The 15855-nt window shown below is 66.5% G+C and carries 13 protein-coding genes; 11 read left to right on the top strand and 2 right to left on the bottom strand.

The annotated features are described in order from the left end of the window. Positions 1-14 precede the first annotated feature (14 nt). Positions 15-2120 carry a polysaccharide biosynthesis protein gene (locus BM009_RS01970; RefSeq protein ID WP_139216508.1) on the bottom strand — a complete coding sequence of 702 codons (2106 nt, stop codon included), beginning with the start codon at positions 2118-2120 and terminating at the stop codon, positions 15-17. A gap of 570 nt (positions 2121-2690) precedes the next feature. Between BM009_RS01970 and BM009_RS01965 the strand changes: the two genes are divergently transcribed. The 8 genes from BM009_RS01965 to BM009_RS01930 all read left to right on the top strand — a co-directional run bounded on the left by BM009_RS01965 (position 2691) and on the right by BM009_RS01930 (position 10830). Then, positions 2691-3836, top strand: a complete 1146-nt coding sequence (locus BM009_RS01965) for a glycosyltransferase (RefSeq protein WP_175487859.1) — start codon at positions 2691-2693, stop codon at positions 3834-3836. Beyond that, complete coding sequence (locus BM009_RS01960; protein WP_093293216.1) at positions 3833-5575, top strand: sugar transferase; 1743 nt, start codon at positions 3833-3835, stop codon at positions 5573-5575. The genes BM009_RS01965 and BM009_RS01960 overlap by 4 nt, the downstream gene beginning before the upstream one ends. Beyond that, positions 5547-6458: a methionyl-tRNA formyltransferase gene (locus tag BM009_RS01955; protein ID WP_093293214.1), complete on the top strand. Its 912-nt coding sequence runs from the start codon at positions 5547-5549 to the stop codon at positions 6456-6458. The genes BM009_RS01960 and BM009_RS01955 overlap by 29 nt, the downstream gene beginning before the upstream one ends. Then, positions 6455-7144, top strand: coding sequence for a PIG-L deacetylase family protein (locus tag BM009_RS01950; protein WP_093293212.1), 690 nt, complete (start codon positions 6455-6457; stop codon positions 7142-7144). The genes BM009_RS01955 and BM009_RS01950 overlap by 4 nt, the downstream gene beginning before the upstream one ends. Before the next feature lie 2 nt (positions 7145-7146). After that, entirely contained in the window at positions 7147-8169 is a 1023-nt protein-coding gene (locus tag BM009_RS01945; protein WP_254772108.1) for an ATP-grasp domain-containing protein, read from the top strand. Further along, positions 8166-8870 carry an HAD family hydrolase gene (locus BM009_RS01940; RefSeq protein WP_093293210.1) on the top strand — a complete coding sequence of 235 codons (705 nt, stop codon included), beginning with the start codon at positions 8166-8168 and terminating at the stop codon, positions 8868-8870. Before BM009_RS01945 ends, BM009_RS01940 begins: the two co-directional genes overlap by 4 nt. Beyond that, positions 8867-9976 carry a glycosyltransferase family 4 protein gene (locus BM009_RS01935; RefSeq protein WP_175487858.1) on the top strand — a complete coding sequence of 370 codons (1110 nt, stop codon included), beginning with the start codon at positions 8867-8869 and terminating at the stop codon, positions 9974-9976. The genes BM009_RS01940 and BM009_RS01935 overlap by 4 nt, the downstream gene beginning before the upstream one ends. A gap of 140 nt (positions 9977-10116) precedes the next feature. After that, positions 10117-10830, top strand: coding sequence for a LuxR C-terminal-related transcriptional regulator (locus BM009_RS01930; RefSeq protein ID WP_093293206.1), 714 nt, complete (start codon positions 10117-10119; stop codon positions 10828-10830). On the opposite strand, the gene BM009_RS01925 is transcribed toward BM009_RS01930, so the two are convergent. Continuing rightward, positions 10748-12124 carry a lipopolysaccharide biosynthesis protein gene (locus tag BM009_RS01925; RefSeq protein ID WP_302847344.1) on the bottom strand — a complete coding sequence of 459 codons (1377 nt, stop codon included), beginning with the start codon at positions 12122-12124 and terminating at the stop codon, positions 10748-10750. The two genes, BM009_RS01930 and BM009_RS01925, sit on opposite strands and share 83 nt — an antisense overlap. Before the next feature lie 370 nt (positions 12125-12494). Between BM009_RS01925 and BM009_RS01920 the strand changes: the two genes are divergently transcribed. The 3 genes from BM009_RS01920 to BM009_RS01910 all read left to right on the top strand — a co-directional run bounded on the left by BM009_RS01920 (position 12495) and on the right by BM009_RS01910 (position 15813). Further along, positions 12495-14660: a GumC family protein gene (locus tag BM009_RS01920; protein ID WP_175487856.1), complete on the top strand. Its 2166-nt coding sequence runs from the start codon at positions 12495-12497 to the stop codon at positions 14658-14660. Then, a complete protein-coding gene (locus BM009_RS01915; RefSeq protein WP_175487855.1) occupies positions 14602-15399 on the top strand; it encodes a response regulator transcription factor in 798 nt (265 codons plus the stop codon). The genes BM009_RS01920 and BM009_RS01915 overlap by 59 nt, the downstream gene beginning before the upstream one ends. 114 nt (positions 15400-15513) lie before the next feature. Further along, on the top strand, positions 15514-15813 hold the full coding sequence (locus BM009_RS01910) for a hypothetical protein (protein WP_093293199.1): 300 nt from the start codon (positions 15514-15516) through the stop codon (positions 15811-15813). The last annotated feature ends 42 nt before the right edge of the window (positions 15814-15855 follow it).

The raw sequence follows: 15855 nt of genomic DNA, 5'->3' as shown, positions 1-15855 counted from the left end.
GATTCCTCCTGCTGTCAGAAGCTGTGCGCGAGCAGTTCGCGCTGCGCGACGTGCGCCACCTGCGGCAGCGCGGGCAGAGGCTGCGGCTCCGCTTCCTTCGTGAGCAAGGCAACCGCAATCGCCCGGCACGCCGCGTCATCCCCTTGCTCCGCCGCCTCCGCCAGCTGGCGGAACACGCGCTGCAGCATCGGCTTCGGCATGATGTGGGAGGCTGCCTCGAACACGCCTTTGAGTGGCGAAGGACTGCGCTTCTCGCGCGTGTCGAACAGCTCCTCGTACAGCTTCTCGCCAGGCCGGAGACCGACGATCTCGATATCCACATCGACCCCGGGGCGCAGGCCGGACAGGCGGATCATGCGGCGGGCAATGTCCATCACCCGCACCGGCTCTCCCATGTCGAGGACGAAGATGCGGCCTCGGGTTTCTTGGTCCGTCATCCCGCGCGCCGCGCTGTGCAGCACCAGCTGCACGGCTTCGTGGACCGTCATGAAGAACCGCGTGATCTCCGGATGGGTGACGGTCAGCGGCCCACCTTTCTTCAGCTGGCGCTGGAAGAGAGGGATAAGGGATCCGCTCGACCCCAGCACATTGCCGAACCGCACGGTCATGAACCGCGGCGCCCGCGGCCGATCGCGTCCCTCCAGATCCAGCGCCTGGCAGTAGAGCTCGCCAAGACGCTTCGTCACGCCCATGAAGCCCACCGGATTGACCGCCTTGTCGGTCGACACCTGGACCATGGCGGTCGCGCCATAGCGAAGCGCTGCGTCGGCGACGTTGCGCGTGCCGAGCACGTTGGTCTGCACCGCGGCGGCGGGATGCTCCTCCACGATCGGCACATGCTTGAGCGCGGCGGCGTGGAAAACCAGATCGGGACGGTGCTCGGCAAACACCTGCATCAGCTGGGCGCGCTGGCGGATGGAGCAAAGCACGGCCACGCGCGGCACGCCGGCATGGTTCTCCCGCATTTCGAGATCCGCCTCGTACAGGTTGATCTCGCTGGCATCGAGCAGGATCAGCTTGCGCGGCCCGAAGGCGGCGATCTGGCGTACCAACTCACGGCCGATTGTGCCGCCGGCGCCGGTCACGAGTACGGAGCGGCCGCGCAGCGCCTCGCCGACGAGCTGTGCGTCGAGCTCGACCTGCGGGCGGCCGAGCAGATCAGCAGCATCGACGAAGCGGAGGTCGATCTTCCTCCCGTGCGCCGGATCATATCCCGTGACGCCGGGCAGATAGGCGATCTCGAGGCCGAGCGTATGCGCGGCCGCCACCATGGAGACGAGCGGGCCATCATGCAGCTGTCCCGGGTCGCCGGCGAAGAGCAGGCAATCGGGCCGGCGCTCGGTGGCTTCCAGCGCCTGGACGACCCGGGCGAGTTCGCCGATCGCGCCCAGAATCGGCACGCCGCGAACGCGCAGGCTGGCGCGGGCCTCGACATGGTCGAGAATGCCGACCGGATCCAGCAGCGTTCCACGCTCGCGTTCGATATAGCGCAACACGCGCTCGACCTGATCACCCGAGCCCGCGACGAGCACGCGGCGCGAATGGCCGGCAACGGCACCCAAGGGGCGCGGAGGGCGGACGATTCCGCCGAGATAGTCGGCCGCGGCGCGGCGCACCACGCGTACTCCGCCCATCAGCGTTACCAGCACCAGCCAAAGGAGAACCGGGATCGAGCGGGGCATCCAGCCGAGCTTGCCGATCGTCGCCAGGAGCAATACGAAGCCGGAGACGGCCAGCGTCGCGGCCGCGATGATCGCGACCAGATCGGAAACCGACGAGAACCGCCAGAGGCGCCGGTGCAATCGAAAGATCGCAAACGCGCCAACCGAAACGACCACGAACAGCGGCAGTGCAGCGGGAAAGGCCTGTAGATAGGAGCCTGCCCGCTCCCCATCGGTGCGCAGCGCCAGCGCGATGACCAATGCGAGCGCTGCCGACACGGCGTCGCCCAGGATGATGGCGGCGGCGCGCGCGGAAATCGAGTGCCAATACCGTCGTTGAAGCGGTCGCATACTCTTCCCCCAGATTCTGCTTGCAGCGCGAAGCGATGCGCGCCGATCGGCAAAGGAAATCTTCCGTTTGGCAGCGATGCCGGCACGATCCGGCAGGGATGCCCCCACGTCACCGGATCGTGGACGAGACTGTATCTTTGGCGGGTGCGGGCATGAAGCCGAGCAGAGGGTCCCATACTTCCGAGTATGCGGAATACCCCGGATGGGATCGGCTAACAGAAATGGGAGGGGCAATACCCCGTCCTGGAAGATCGGCTAACGCCTTCGCGCCCGACCTGCCCCATCGTGCATCATCCTAATCCGAAAGGGGATGGCCGAAGTAGCAATGCGCCGAATCCCATGACACCGCTACGTTTCGCCTCAAGCAGGGGGGCGATCGGAGATGCTGGATTCCATCGGATCTGCAACGCAGAAAGCGCGACCATGTACCGCCACCGCGGCCCGATATACAGGGCGGGCGCCGGCGCGGCGACCATGCGGGGACCGGCGTGAACCGGGGGCCCTGAAGCGGTCCGCGGCCGCCGCCCGGTGCGCCCGGAAGGGCAGGGTGGTGGTGGTCGCCGCCGACGCCGATGGAGTAGCCGGGCAATGAGCCGGGCGAGCGAGGCCGCTACGGCTCGACGTTCCATCGCGACACAGCACATCGCGACCAGCCTCGACATGGGTGGCGCGCAGATGATGCTCGCCAAGCTGATCGCCGCCGAAGCGGGCGCGCGCGGCAGCGGAGCGAGTGTTCTGTCGCTCCTGCAGCCCGGCGTGCTGGCGCCGCAGCTGCGCGATGCCGGCTGCCCGATCTATACCTTGGGGATGCGGCGCGGGATCATGAACCCGCTGGCGCTGTTGCGGCTGGTCCGGATCACGGCACGCCTCTCCCCGGATATCCTCCAGGGCTGGATGTACCACGGCAATCTGGCCGCCACCGCCGCAGGCTTTTTCCACGGCGGCAACGTGCCGGTGATCTGGAACGTGCGCCATTCGCTCCACGATCCGGCGAACGAAACCCGCATGACCCGGCGTCTGCTGGCGCTGAGCCGCCATTTCGCGGCGTCGACGGCCGCCATCATCTACAATTCGCATGCGGCCGCCCGCGAGCATGCCGCGTTCGGCTTCCCGGCCGATCGTGCGGTGCATATCCCCAACGGATTTGATTGCGATCGCTTTCGGCCCGACGGCGCAAAGCGGGCGCTTCTGCGCCAGCGCTTCGGGATCGTCTCGGAAGATCCGGTTGTGGGAATGGTCGCACGCCTGCACCCGATGAAGGATCATCGCATGCTCGTGGAAGCTGCGGCGCGGGCGCGTTCGCTGGGCAGCAAGGTCCATCTGCTGCTCGTCGGCACGGGCCTCGACAGTCCATCGGAACCGCTGGCTTCGGCCCTGCGCGATCTCCCGCCGAGCTCCTATACGCTCGCCGGAGAGCGAACCGACGTCGCCGATTGGTTGCCCGGCGTGGACCTGCTCGCGCTCTCCTCGGCTTGGGGAGAGGCCTTTCCCAACATCCTCGGCGAAGGCATGGCGTGTGGCGTGCCGTGCATCGCTACGGACGTCGGAGACTGCGCCGCGATCCTCGGCGAGGCTGGGGTGATCGTCCCGCCAGGCGATCGCGAGGCCATGGCGCAGGCGTTGGTGCAGCTGGTGCGGCTTGGCCGCTCGGGATGGGATCGGCTGGGCGCACTGGGCCGCGAGCGGGTGGTTGCGGAATATGATATGGCTCGGGTCGCCGGCCAATATCGGCGGCTCTATGCGTCCGTGCTGGACCGAAGCTCGTCGCCGTCTTCCGGACTTCCGGCTGCCGTCGCCACCCTGTTGCCGGTGCAATCGGCATGAAGGTCCTCGTCGTCGCCAGCCTTGCATATTCCCTGGTGAACTTTCGCGGGGCGCTGCTCGCGAGCATGGTCGCACACGGTCACGACGTCGTTGCCTGCGCGCCGGATGAGGATGCCGAAACGCAGGCGGCGCTCGCGGCAATGGGGGTCGCCTACCATCGCGTGCCAATGGATCGGACCGGCACCAACCCGCTCCGGGATGTCGCCACGTTTGGCGCGTTGGTGCGGCTGATCCGCCGCGAGCGGCCGGACGTGGTGCTCGCCTATACGCAAAAGCCGATCCTCTATGCCGGCCTGGCATGCCGCCTGACGCGCCGAAAGACCGCGTTCTTCGCGATGGTGAGCGGCCTGGGTCACGTTTATGGCAGTGATTTCGATCGCCCGGCGCTACGCAAGCTGATCTCGGCGCTCTACCGCGCCGCAGTGGCGCGCGCTGCGGGCATCTTCGTCTTCAATGCGGACGACCGGGCGGAGATGGTCCGGCATGGCATCGTCCGGTCGGACCAGCGGGTCGAGCAAGTGCCGGGATCGGGCGTCGACATTCATCGCTTCCGGCCTGCTTCGCTTCCGGTGGACGGTCCCGTCTTCCTGATGATCGCTCGGCTGATGCGGGACAAGGGGCTGCTCGAGTTCGTGGCAGCAGCGCGTACGCTGCGCGCGGAATACCCGAATGCCCGGTTCCGCATCCTCGGCCCGCGAGACAGCAATCCTACCGCCGTGACCGAGGCGGAAATCGCGGCTTGGTCCGAAGAGGGCGTGGTCGAGTATCTTGGGGAATGCCGCGACGTCGCGCCGCATCTCCAGAATGCCAGTGTCTTCGTGCTGCCCAGCTATTATCGCGAAGGGCTGCCGCGCACGATCCTCGAGGCGCTGGCGTCCGGACGCCCGGTCGTCACCACTTCCATGCCGGGCTGCCGGGATGCAGTGACCGACGGGTGGAACGGTTTCCTGGTGCCGCCGCGCGACGGCGATGCGCTTGCGGCTGCGCTACGCAGGTTCATCGAGAATCCTGGCCGCGTTGCGCAGATGGGCGCGCGGGCGCGCGAAGCCGCTGTCCAGACCTACGATGTCGAAAAGGTCAATGCGCAGCTGTTGAGCGCCATGGGGCTGGCGGGTCAGCGGCCGGTCCAGGGCGGAAGCGGGCTGGGTGACTGGCCGCTTCTGGAGCGAGCCGTGGCGCTGACGGCGCTGCTGGCGCTCGCTCCCCTCTTTGCCTGCGTGGGTATTGCCGTTCTCCTCTCGCTGTCGACTCCCGTTCTGTTTCGGCAACGCCGCACCGGCCGGTTCGGCAGGACGTTCGTCCTCGTGAAGTTCCGCTCGATGCGACCCGTTCGCGCGGGGGACATCCGGGACGATGCGGCGCGGCTGACGCCCTTCGGGCGGGCGCTCCGCCGCAGCCGCCTCGATGAACTGCCCCAGCTTTGGAACGTGCTGCGCGGCGATCTCAGCCTGGTCGGTCCACGACCGCTGCTCCCCGAAACGATCGCGGCAATGGGGCAGGGGGGCATCGACCGCAGCTCGGTCCGGCCCGGCCTGACCGGCTGGTCGCAAATCCATGGCAACAGCCTGCTGGACGATGCCGACAAGTTGGCGCTGGACCTTTGGTACGTCCGCAACCGCAGCTGGCGGATCGATATCGCCATCCTGTTCCGCACCCTCGTCACGCTGGTGCGTGGCGAACGAGTAGATTCACGCCAAATCGAGCATTGTCATGCAAGCCATTCTCATCGGCGCGGTTGAGGGCTCCCGCGTGGCGCTGGATGCCTTCCTGCGCGCGCCGGACTGGCGCCTTGCGGCCGTCGCCACGCTCCCACCGGATCTGTCGCACCGGCATTCGGACTTTGTCGATCTGGCCGCCCCGGCGGCCGCGGCCGGCGTCGATACGATCTTCGTCCGCAACGTCAACAGTCCCGAATTCATCGATACGCTGGATACGCTGGCGGCGGACATGGTGTTCGTCATCGGCTGGTCCCAGCTTTGCGGGCCGGCGTTCCGCGCTGCCGCCGGCGGGCGCGTCGTCGGCTACCACCCCGCGCCGCTGCCACGCCTGCGGGGGCGCGCGGTGATCCCGTGGACGATCCTGCTCGACGAGAAAATCACAGCCTCGACGCTGTTCTACATCGACGAAGACGTCGACAGCGGCGATATCCTGGGCCAGCGCTTCTTCCACGTCGCGCCGGACGAGACGGCGGGCAGCCTGTACCGCAAGCACATGGCCGCCCTGGCCGATCTGCTCGACGAGACGCTGCCCAGATTGGCGCGCGGCAACATGTCGGGAACGGTCCAGGATCCACGGTTCGCCACATGGGCGACGCGGCGGCGGCCGGAGGATGGCCGGATCGACTGGAACAGGCCGGCGCACGAAGTGCAACGCCTCATTCGCGCGGCCGGCCGGCCGTATCCCGGCGCCTTCTCGACGTGCGGCGGCACACGCATCATCCTGTGGTCGGCCGAGCCGGCCCCCGCCGCGGACCGGCATCATGCAGTGCCGGGGCAGGTCCTCGCGCGGTCCGGGGAAGGCTTCACGGTGCGGTGCGGGGACGGCGGCGCTCTGGTCATCACCGAGTGGGAAACGCCGGACGGGTCGCCGCCCCGTCCGCACAGCATCCTGGGTGCAGCATGAAGCGGACCGCCTTCCCCGCAGGCGCACGTGCGCTCGTCGTTGCGCCGCATCCGGACGACGAGGTGCTTGGCTGTGGCGGCACGATCGCGCGGCTGCACGACGAGGGCGTGCTGGTGGAAGTCGTTGTGGTCACTCGCGGAACGGCGCCGCGCTATTCAGACGAGCGGGTGCAACAGGTGCGTGCCGAAGCGCGCGCTGCCCACGCAATGCTGAACGTGACGGCAACCTATTTCCTCGACTTGCCCGCGGCCGAGCTCGACCAGGTGCCGCAGGCGGCGATCAACGCGCATATCGGCGCAGCGATCGACGCGGTCCGTCCCACCATCGTCTTCCTGCCGTTCCCCGGCGACATCCATGTAGATCACCAGCGGGTGTTCCAGTCGGCGATGGTCGCGCTTCGCCCAAGGCGGGCCGACTATCCAACCCAAGTGTTCGCCTATGAAACGCTGTCGGAGACGAACTGGTCCACACCGGTGCTGCATCCGCCGTTCGTTCCCAACGTCTATATCGATATCGGCGCTACCCTGGAGCGCAAGCTCGCCGCGTTCGCATGCTTCCATTCGCAGGCCTGCGCTTTTCCCAACGAGCGGTCTCTGGAAGCCATCCGCGCACTTGCCACGCTGCGCGGCGCCACGGTGCACCGCGACGCCGCCGAAGCCTTCGTCGCCATTCGGGAGGTTCTTTAGCCATGCTCCATCTCAACGCGTCCACGCTCGACCGGCACGGATCGCGGCGCAGGATGCAGCACCATCTGACCATCCTGATCACCTCGGCCGGCCGACGCGCGGGGTTGATCGAGGCATTCCGCCGCGGCGGTGCGGAGCTCGGCATCGATCTGGAGGTGCTGGCGTGCGACAAGCAGCCGCTTCTCAGCGCCGCCTGCCATCTCGCCGATGGGGCCTATCCGGTGCCCGAAGCGACCGCGCCCGGCTATGTCGACGCCCTGTTGGCGATCGTCCGCGATCGGAAGGTGGCGCTCGTGGTGCCGACGATCGATCCCGAATTGCTGCCCCTGGCGCGAGCCAGGGAGCGCTTCGAGCAGGCCGGCGCCCGCGTCGCGATCAGCGCGCCCGACGTGGTGGGCATGGCGCGGGACAAGCTGGCCACCGCGCAGTTCCTCGATCGTTGTGGCGTCGCCAACCCCCGCACGGTCACGCTCGACGAGGTGCGGGAGAAACCCGGTGACTGGACCTGGCCGGCCATCGTCAAACCGCGGCACGGGAGCGCCAGCCGCGCGATCCTGATCGCTCGTGGGCCGGACGAACTGCCGCGCGACGAAGCCGAACCGATGATCGTGCAGGCGCTGCTGACCGGCGACGAGTGGACGGTGAACATGTATTTCGACGATGCGGGCCGGCTTCGGGCCGTCGTGCCGCATCGCCGGATCAGCGTGCGCGCGGGGGAGGTGGAGAAGGGCGTCACGCGGCGCGCCCCCCGGCTCATCGAGGCTGCCGAGGCGATGGCCGCCCAGCTGCCGGACGCGTCGGGGGTGCTCTGCTACCAGGCGATGATCAACCCGGACGCGACAGCGAGCGTCTTCGAGATCAATGCCAGGTTCGGCGGCGGCTTCCCGCTGGCGGACCACGCCGGCGCGCATTTCGCCCGCTGGCTGCTCGAAAGCCGGCTGGGGATGCCAAGCACCGCGGGCAACGACTGGGCGGAGGGGGTCATGATGCTGCGCTACGATGCAGCGGTGTTCGTCCAGTCATGACGACCACCATCGTTCTCGATCTGGACGACACGCTCTACCTGGAGGAGGGCTATATCCGGAGCGGGCTCGCCGCCGTCGGGGAATGGGCGGACGCCACCCTGGGCACGCACGGTTTCCGCGAAACCGCATGCAGCCTGCGACGCCAGGGCGTCACCACCAGGCTGTTCGACGCCACGCTGGCTGCGCTGGGGGTTACGCCGGAACCCGGACTGATCGATCAATGCGTCATCCGCTATCGCGCGCACCTGCCGGACATCGCGCTGGAGCCCGACGCGCTCGCATTCCTGCAATTGCCCTGCGATTGGTCGATGGCGCTCATCACCGACGGCGCTGCGGAAAGCCAGCGGCGAAAGATCGACGCGCTCGGCCTGCGCCGTTTCAACATTGATCCGATCATCTGCACCGATGATTGGGGGCGCTGCTTCTGGAAGCCGCATCGGCGCGCCTTCGAGGTGGTTCACGCCAGCCGCAAGGGGACAGCGACCGGATTTCTTTACGTCGCCGACAACCCGGCCAAGGATTTCATAACACCGGCCCGGCTCGGGTGGAGCACCGTCCAGATCAATCGGCCCGGCGCGATCCACCCCCGGGTGCCGCCGAGCCCGCATCACGCGGCCGACGCAGAGATCGCCTCGCTGGAAGCGCTGACGCCGGGCCTGGTCGAGGACCTGCTTGCGGTCAGGCGGAGGAGGTGGGCGTGACGGTTCACGTCGCCTTTGTCCTGGCAGGCCTTCATGCCGGGGGCGCCGAACGCGTGATCGAGATCGTCTCGCGTGCCGCGATCGAGCGGGGCTGGCAGGTAACGGTCGTGGCGTTCGACAGCCCCGCGTCACCGCCCTTCAACAGCTTTCATCCCGACGTGCGGCTTGAGAGGCTGGACCTGCCGCCGCACAGCGGCGGCGTGGCAAAGTGGTGGGCCGTGGCCCGCCGCCTGGCCGCGCTGCGGCGGCTCCTGCGCGCGCGGCAGTTCACGGTGCTCGTATCCTTTCTCACCAAGATCAACGTCCTTTCGCTGATCTCCGCTTCCGGCACGGGCATTCCGACCATCGTGGCCGAGCGCAACAACCCGCAGCGTCAAGCTATGAGCCCAGCGTGGAATTTCGCGCTTCGGGTGCTGTATGCGCGGGCGGCACAGATCGTATTGCAGACCGAGCGCAGCCGCGCCTGCCTGCCAGCAGGGCAGCGCGCACGCGCGGTGGTTCTCCCCAACCCCATGGATCGATCGCGGGGTCCGCAGCCCGTAGCGCCCGATCTCCCCGTACTGGTGGCCGTCGGCAGGCTGACGGCCCAGAAGGGGTTTGACCTGCTGCTCGATGCGTTCTCCGCCATCGCCGGCGCAGTGCCCGCCTGGCAGCTGGTCATTTGGGGCGAAGGGCCCGATCGGCAGCAACTGGAGCGCCAGGTGGAGCGATTGGGTCTCGCCGGACGCGTTCGCCTGCCAGGGCTCAGCGAGGTACCAGGATCCTGGGTCTCGACCGGCTCCTGCTTCGTCCTCCCCTCGCGCTATGAGGGCTTTCCGAACGTGTTGCTCGAAGCGATGAGGGCACGCATGGCCGTGGTGGCCTTTGATTGCGACTACGGACCGAGCGAGTTGATCGAGCACGGACGAAACGGCCTGCTTGTGGCGAATGGCGACGTTCACGCGCTGGGTCAGGCGCTGCTGCAGGTGATGCAGGATCCATCATTTCGCGCCCATTTGGCGGCGCAGGCATCCGGTCAAACATGGGTCAAACGAGCTACTCCAGAGTCGTGGATCGACCTGATTGATGGTCACGTGGCGCCCAGATGTACCAATCTGTGGCAATGAATACCTCAAATTAATGTATACTTAATCATCCAAAAGACTGTATCCGGGTAGAAACGTTTCGAATTTGCGGAACGATATCAAAAAAGGCGACTTTACAGATGCTTATCTGCTAACTGAAACCTAAATGGGGGAGGGGCGCGATGAACCGTCAGTTGCATGTGTCCATTATCGGAAAGAGCGAGATAATTCGAGAAGGGCTCCGTAGAATATTGATAGATCAGAACTTTGTTGTGGACGCCGCCGGCGCGCAGAGTGGGTCTATCGATCTCGTCCGTTCCGATCTTGTGATCGTCGACGCGCATGATGTGGACGAGGGAATAGAGACCTGTCGGCATATTCGAGAAGCGTCAAGTACGACACGTATCGTACTGATGATCGATCAATATCGTCTTGAAGACGTCGGCAAGGCTTTTGCCAGCGGCTCCGTCGATGGATACCTCGTCAAGGCGATCTCCTGCGAACCGCTGGCCGGGGCCCTGCGGCTTGTCGCGATGGGCGAGCGGGTGCTGCCCTCCGAAGTAGCCGACTCGCTGATCCACTCGGTGCCGCAGATCATCTGGAACGAGGGGCAGGTCGGCACCTCCGGGGTGCCGCTGTCGAGCCGTGAGATCGAGATTCTGCGCTGCCTCATGGATGGCGACCCCAACAAGATCATCTCGCGCCGGTTGAATATCGCGGATGCGACCGTGAAGGTGCATATCAAGGCGATCCTTCGTAAGCTGCGCGTGCAAAACCGCACACAGGCAGCGATCTGGGCTGCGAGCCGGGGCTTCAACCTGTCCCGGCCGAAGGAGCTTGCTCGGCCGCTCGCAAGCCCCGACTGCAGATCAGAAGAGATGCAGGCAGCAGAATAAGGTTGAAGGCGATATGGGCCAGGCTGGCGCCGACGACGCCGATCTGCGGGACCGCTAGAAATAGCACCAGGTAGAAAATGCACGCAGCGAGGATCGTGGGGGGCATCATCGCCATCTGCAGTCCCATCGAGGCGAGACCCGGCTTCAGCGCACTGCCGGAGAGGAACAACAGGCCGGCGAAGGTTTGTGCGATAAGCGGATGCACGGCGTCCTCGAATTGCCCGCCACCGAGGATCGCCACGATGCGATCGCTGGCCAGGCAGGCGGATGCGAAGAGCAGCAGACCGAACGTCAGTGTCACCGCTTCCATCTGCCGGATCGTCGAGACAAAGGCGGGGAGGTCCCGGCGAGCCCAGGTTCGCGCCAGATCGGGGTATACCACCTGTTGTACCATCGCTCCCGCCTTGGTGGCGGCGAGCGTGAATTTGCGGACGAGCTGATAGATGCCGGCACCGGTGGGGCCGGCATATGCGGCGACCACCAGCAGATCCAGTTCCTGCGTGCTCTTGCGGATCAGCAGGGTGGCGTTGGCGGCGAACAGATAGCGCCGAAAGCCCGGGAACATCTGCTTCGCGCCCTTCAGGGGTGCCTGGAGTACGCCCGCATGGCCCTGGCGCATCAGTTCTCGCCAGCCGCACCAGCCAAGCACCAGCCGCTGGCAACATTGCAGGGCGATGCCGAGGATGAGCAACGGCCAGATCGAGCCGTTCAACGCCCAGATGACGATGACTCCGCCCAGACGGGCCAGCGCCAGCACCGGCTCGATCCAGGCGACCACGGCAAACCGATCGAACAGACGCAGCACCGCGATGGGTGTGGACGAGATCCCGAACAGAACGGTGATGCAGTAGATCCGCGCCATCGTTGCTTCTGCGGCGCCCCAGCCGAGCCACGGCCCTACCAGCGACACGCCTGCGAGCGCGATCAGCGCGGCCAGTGCGGCGCCGCCGAAATCCAGCACCAGGCCCAGCCGGATCAGGCTGCGAAAGCGGCTGCCGGTGCCTGTCTCGAGCGTCTCTGCGCCGTAGCGGATCAGCGCCTGCCACGTTTCCAGACGAACGACTTGGTCCACCATCCGGCAATAGCCTTCAATCGTTGCCAGGATGCCGAACAAGGCTGGTCCGAGAATCTGCGCGGTGAAGGCGAGGGTGATCATGCCCAGACCGACCGAAGCCGCATTGCCGGTGAGCAAGTGGAGCGCGTTCCGCGCAAAGCGAAGGATCGAGGCGGGTGCGGGGGATGCATCCGCCGCCCGAACGCATGGAGCAGTGCAGTCGGAAGGATTCTCGCTCACCGGCTGCCCCAGTGCGCTGCTGTGGGTTTGCGCTGCAAGCGTTTCTCTCCCGTCGAAGATGCCAGCGCTCCACGCCCGCCGGCTCGAGTTGCCGCGGCCGCTGGCGTTGCGTCGCGCAGCGTCATCGCAGCATTGTGCGGGGATTGGCTATGTCGCTTATGGGATAGCCCGGCGCGTCATGCAGCGTTCGTGTGGAACTGCACCTCATCCCTTTGGGCGAGTGCCCATCGGCGCAAAAAGACGGTCCTATCATCCGTCATGGACCATGCGTGCCTCACCGTCCCGTCGTACGCTCTCGCGGTTCTGAAGCTAGGGGGCGAGACGACCAGTGACCATGCACGAGGCATTGCGGCCGGCAGCGGCGGAAACCATGACCACGGGTTCGACGGAGCTGATCCGCATCCTGCGCCGACGCATGCGAGGCCTGATCGTGACGATCACGCTGACGCTGCTGGGAACGGCGCTGGTGCTCTCGATGATCGCGCCGCGCTACAATGCAACAGCAGTCATGCGGGTCGATACCGCAGATATTGGCATGCCGGACTCGATCGCCGCGTCTACCGCGCCGCCCTCCATCCGCGACATCGAGATGCGCCAGGCGCACCAGATCGACACCCAGATCCAGCTGCTCCAGTCCCGCGCCGTCGCGCGGCAGGTCGTGCGGGATCTGGCGCTGACCGGAGACCCGGAGTTCAACCCGGCGTTGCCGATCCCCAGCACGGGGCTCCTGCGCTGGTTTTCAGACACCTTCTTCCCCGCGGGCCCGCCGGCCAAGCTGATCGTCACGCCGCAGATGAGCGAGAAAGTGACGGACAGGCTTCTTTCCGCCCTGAAGGTCGCGCAGGATTCGACGTCCAACTACATCAATGTCACGGTCAGTTCGACATCGCCTGAAAAGGCGGCGCGGATCGCGAACAAGGTGGCGACGACCTATATGGACACCCAGATCCGGGAGCGCCGCGCGTCGCAGATCCGCGATGCGGAGGCACTGCGGCGGCGCGCGGGCGAGCTTCGGCAGCAATTGGTGTCTACCGAGCTCAAGATCGCGAACTACCGCCGGGCGCACGGGATAGACGCGGAGGTCGGCGGCGCTGGGGATGCGGCGCAGGTCTCGCGCGCTGGCTCCGAACTCGCCGCATCCAAGGCCGCCGTTTCTGAGGCAGCGGCGCGGGTTGCCAGCGGGGATGCGACGGTCTCGCCCCTGCTCACCGAGCTGAAAGCGCGCGAGGGGGTGCTGACGGCACAGATTGCCCAGCTTCGCACATCCTATGGCGGCGGCCATCCCGACGTGCGCAAGGCGGAGGCCGAGCTTGCGCAGGTTCGCCAGACGATATCCGAGGAGGGGGAGCGGGTGCAGCGGCAGCTGCGCGCGGAAGTCAATGCGCAGGCGGCCCGGCGGACGACTCTGGCAGGGGATGTGGCCGGCCTGCGTGCCCAGTCGCTGGACCGCGGGGTCACGGGCGTGCCGCTGGCCGATTATGGTCGCGACGTCACCGCCCTGCAGAGCGTGTATGTGTCGATCTTGTCCCGCCTCAAGCAAACGCTCAGCGACGTCGTCAAGGCCGATGCGGCACTGGCCTCACCCGCGTTGCGCCCCACCCAGGCCAGCTTCCCGCGATCCATGCCGATCATGGGGGCGGCCTCGGCGGCGGCGCTGATTTTCGGCTTTCTCTATGTGATCGTCGCCGAGGCGACCGACAATCACGTCCGCACCGCGGGGCAGGTCTATGAACTGAGCCGTCTCGCCACCTTCGGCATGATCCCGGCGCTGAACCGGCGGGACGATCTCCCCGCGCATCTGATGGTCACCGAACGGCCCTATGCGACCTTTGCCGAGGCTGCCCGATCGGTCGAGCGCAAGCTGGCACGGACGCTGCCACGCGAGAGCGGCAATGTCGTCGTCGTCACCTCCCCGCTGCCCGGCGACGGCAAGACGACCGTGGCCGTCGCGATCGCCGCGGCCGCGACCGCCACAGGGCGATCCGCGATCGTGGTGGAGCTCGACCTGCGGCGGCCGGACCTGAGCACGCTGGCGCAACCCGGCTCGGAGTCGCGGGATTTGCTCGACTATCTGCAGGGCGAGGCGTCGCTGGAGGACATCATCCAGCAGAATGCGGCGCTGCCGGCGCTGAAGTTCATCCATGCCCGCAGGAGCGCGGCCGATCCGCAGGCGTTGCTCGCCTCGCGCAAGGTGGCCGACATGCTGGCGACGCTGCGGCGAACGTTCGACTATGTGATCGTTAACACGCCGCCGATCCTCGCCGCCGGCGATGCCCGACTGGCCGGTCAGCTCGCCGATGCGGTGCTGCTGGTCCTGCCATGGGAGCACACGACGCCGGATCTGGTGCGATCCACCCTCGAACAATTCGACGGCGACATCACCGGCGTTGTGTTCAATCGGGTCAGCTATATCCGGCACGCGCGGCTCGCACTGGGGGACGGGCTGCAATATTACCAGCGGGTACGGGGCTATTACCGTGACCCGCACGATCAACGCCGCCGCCCCCGCCTCCCGATCTTCGACCGCGCCGCGTGACCTCTGCGCTGAGCGTGGTCCGATGAGTGCAGAGGAGGGCGGAGCGTTCGGCGCCGGGGGGCGGGGCGAGGAGCGCCGGAAGGACCCCACTCGGCTGTTGATCATCGATCCGCGGCAACTGCCCCGCGCTTGTCTGGAAGCCGCGCTGGCGGAGACGCAGGACATCGTAACCGTGGGCGCGGTGGCGAATATCGATGAGGCGGTCGCGGTTGTGTGCGAGCGGGGAACGGATGCGGTGCTGGTCAACCTCGCGGCCGACCGGTTCGACGAAGCCGCGCTCTCCCTGATTGTCCGGCGACTGCGGGAGGCCGGGGGCAGCCTTGTGGTGCTGGTGCTGAAGGAAACGATAGAGCCAGAGCAGGCCTTGGCCGCTGCGTGCCAGGGTGTGCGTGTGCTACTCGACGACGCGATTTCGCTGGACCGGGTCGTTCAATCCATCGGCTTCGCGTGTGCGGGTTGGGTGATTTATCCGGCATTCGATTATGGGCGATTGCTTGCCGGGATAGCAGCGACGCGGCAGAGCTACGGCGAGCCGCCCGAGCCCATATTCACGCGTCGGCAGGAACAGGTGCTGGCCTTGCTGGAGCGGGGCGCGACCAACAAGGCGATCGCGATCGAGCTTGGCCTGCGGGAGCGCACGGTGAAAGCCCACGTCAAGGCACTAATGCGGCGGTTGAACGCGAGCAATCGAACACAAGTCGTCGCGATCGTGTCCCGAGACAAGGTCGATCAAGTTTAACGTCTCGTATAAAGATGGCCTATTTCATCTATGGTCGCTGACGGCTGAGGCGCGTTTCGTCCTTCTGGACAATATCCCCGGAAAGCCGTCCATGCTGGTCAAGCGCCGCGCGATATGCTCAGCCTTGCGGGCGCGGACATGTGTCTGGGGATGCCCTGCCGCGACAATGTCGATGCCGTGTACATCGAAGACGTGCGGACGTGCGATCGCGCGGTTTCTCTTCCAGAACGCCTGGCCGTCCATTGTCGCCGAAGCGGGGGCTGGGCGATCCTTCGGCCCACCGCAGCAACGCTGGATTCGGACAAGGTCGGCATGCCCGACGAGTGGGAGCGGCGCTTCCGGCACCCCAACCCCCTGGCTTGGGATGCCAATGAGCATAAGGACGATGACGGCTATCCAAGCATTGAAGAATAGCTGAGCGCGGTGGCGAAGGACGATGTACGATATTGGGGGCAG

It is taken from the genome of Sphingomonas sp. NFR04 (genome assembly GCF_900114095.1).
Lineage (GTDB): Bacteria > Pseudomonadota > Alphaproteobacteria > Sphingomonadales > Sphingomonadaceae > Sphingomonas.
This window is presented reverse-complemented; position numbering and strand designations above follow the sequence as displayed.

Excerpts from the sequence above, each read along its gene's own strand:
- BM009_RS01965 (WP_175487859.1), top strand. The coding sequence starts at position 2,691 with ATGCTCGCCAAGCTGATCGCCGCCGAAGCGGGCGCGCGCGGCAGCGGA.
- BM009_RS01960 (WP_093293216.1), top strand. The coding sequence starts at position 3,833 with ATGAAGGTCCTCGTCGTCGCCAGCCTTGCATATTCCCTGGTGAACTTT.
- BM009_RS01955 (WP_093293214.1), top strand. The coding sequence starts at position 5,547 with ATGCAAGCCATTCTCATCGGCGCGGTTGAGGGCTCCCGCGTGGCGCTG.
- BM009_RS01950 (WP_093293212.1), top strand. The coding sequence starts at position 6,455 with ATGAAGCGGACCGCCTTCCCCGCAGGCGCACGTGCGCTCGTCGTTGCG.
- BM009_RS01945 (WP_254772108.1), top strand. The coding sequence starts at position 7,147 with ATGCTCCATCTCAACGCGTCCACGCTCGACCGGCACGGATCGCGGCGC.
- BM009_RS01940 (WP_093293210.1), top strand. The coding sequence starts at position 8,166 with ATGACGACCACCATCGTTCTCGATCTGGACGACACGCTCTACCTGGAG.
- BM009_RS01930 (WP_093293206.1), top strand. The coding sequence starts at position 10,117 with ATGAACCGTCAGTTGCATGTGTCCATTATCGGAAAGAGCGAGATAATT.
- BM009_RS01920 (WP_175487856.1), top strand. The coding sequence starts at position 12,495 with ATGACCACGGGTTCGACGGAGCTGATCCGCATCCTGCGCCGACGCATG.
- BM009_RS01910 (WP_093293199.1), top strand. The coding sequence starts at position 15,514 with ATGCTCAGCCTTGCGGGCGCGGACATGTGTCTGGGGATGCCCTGCCGC.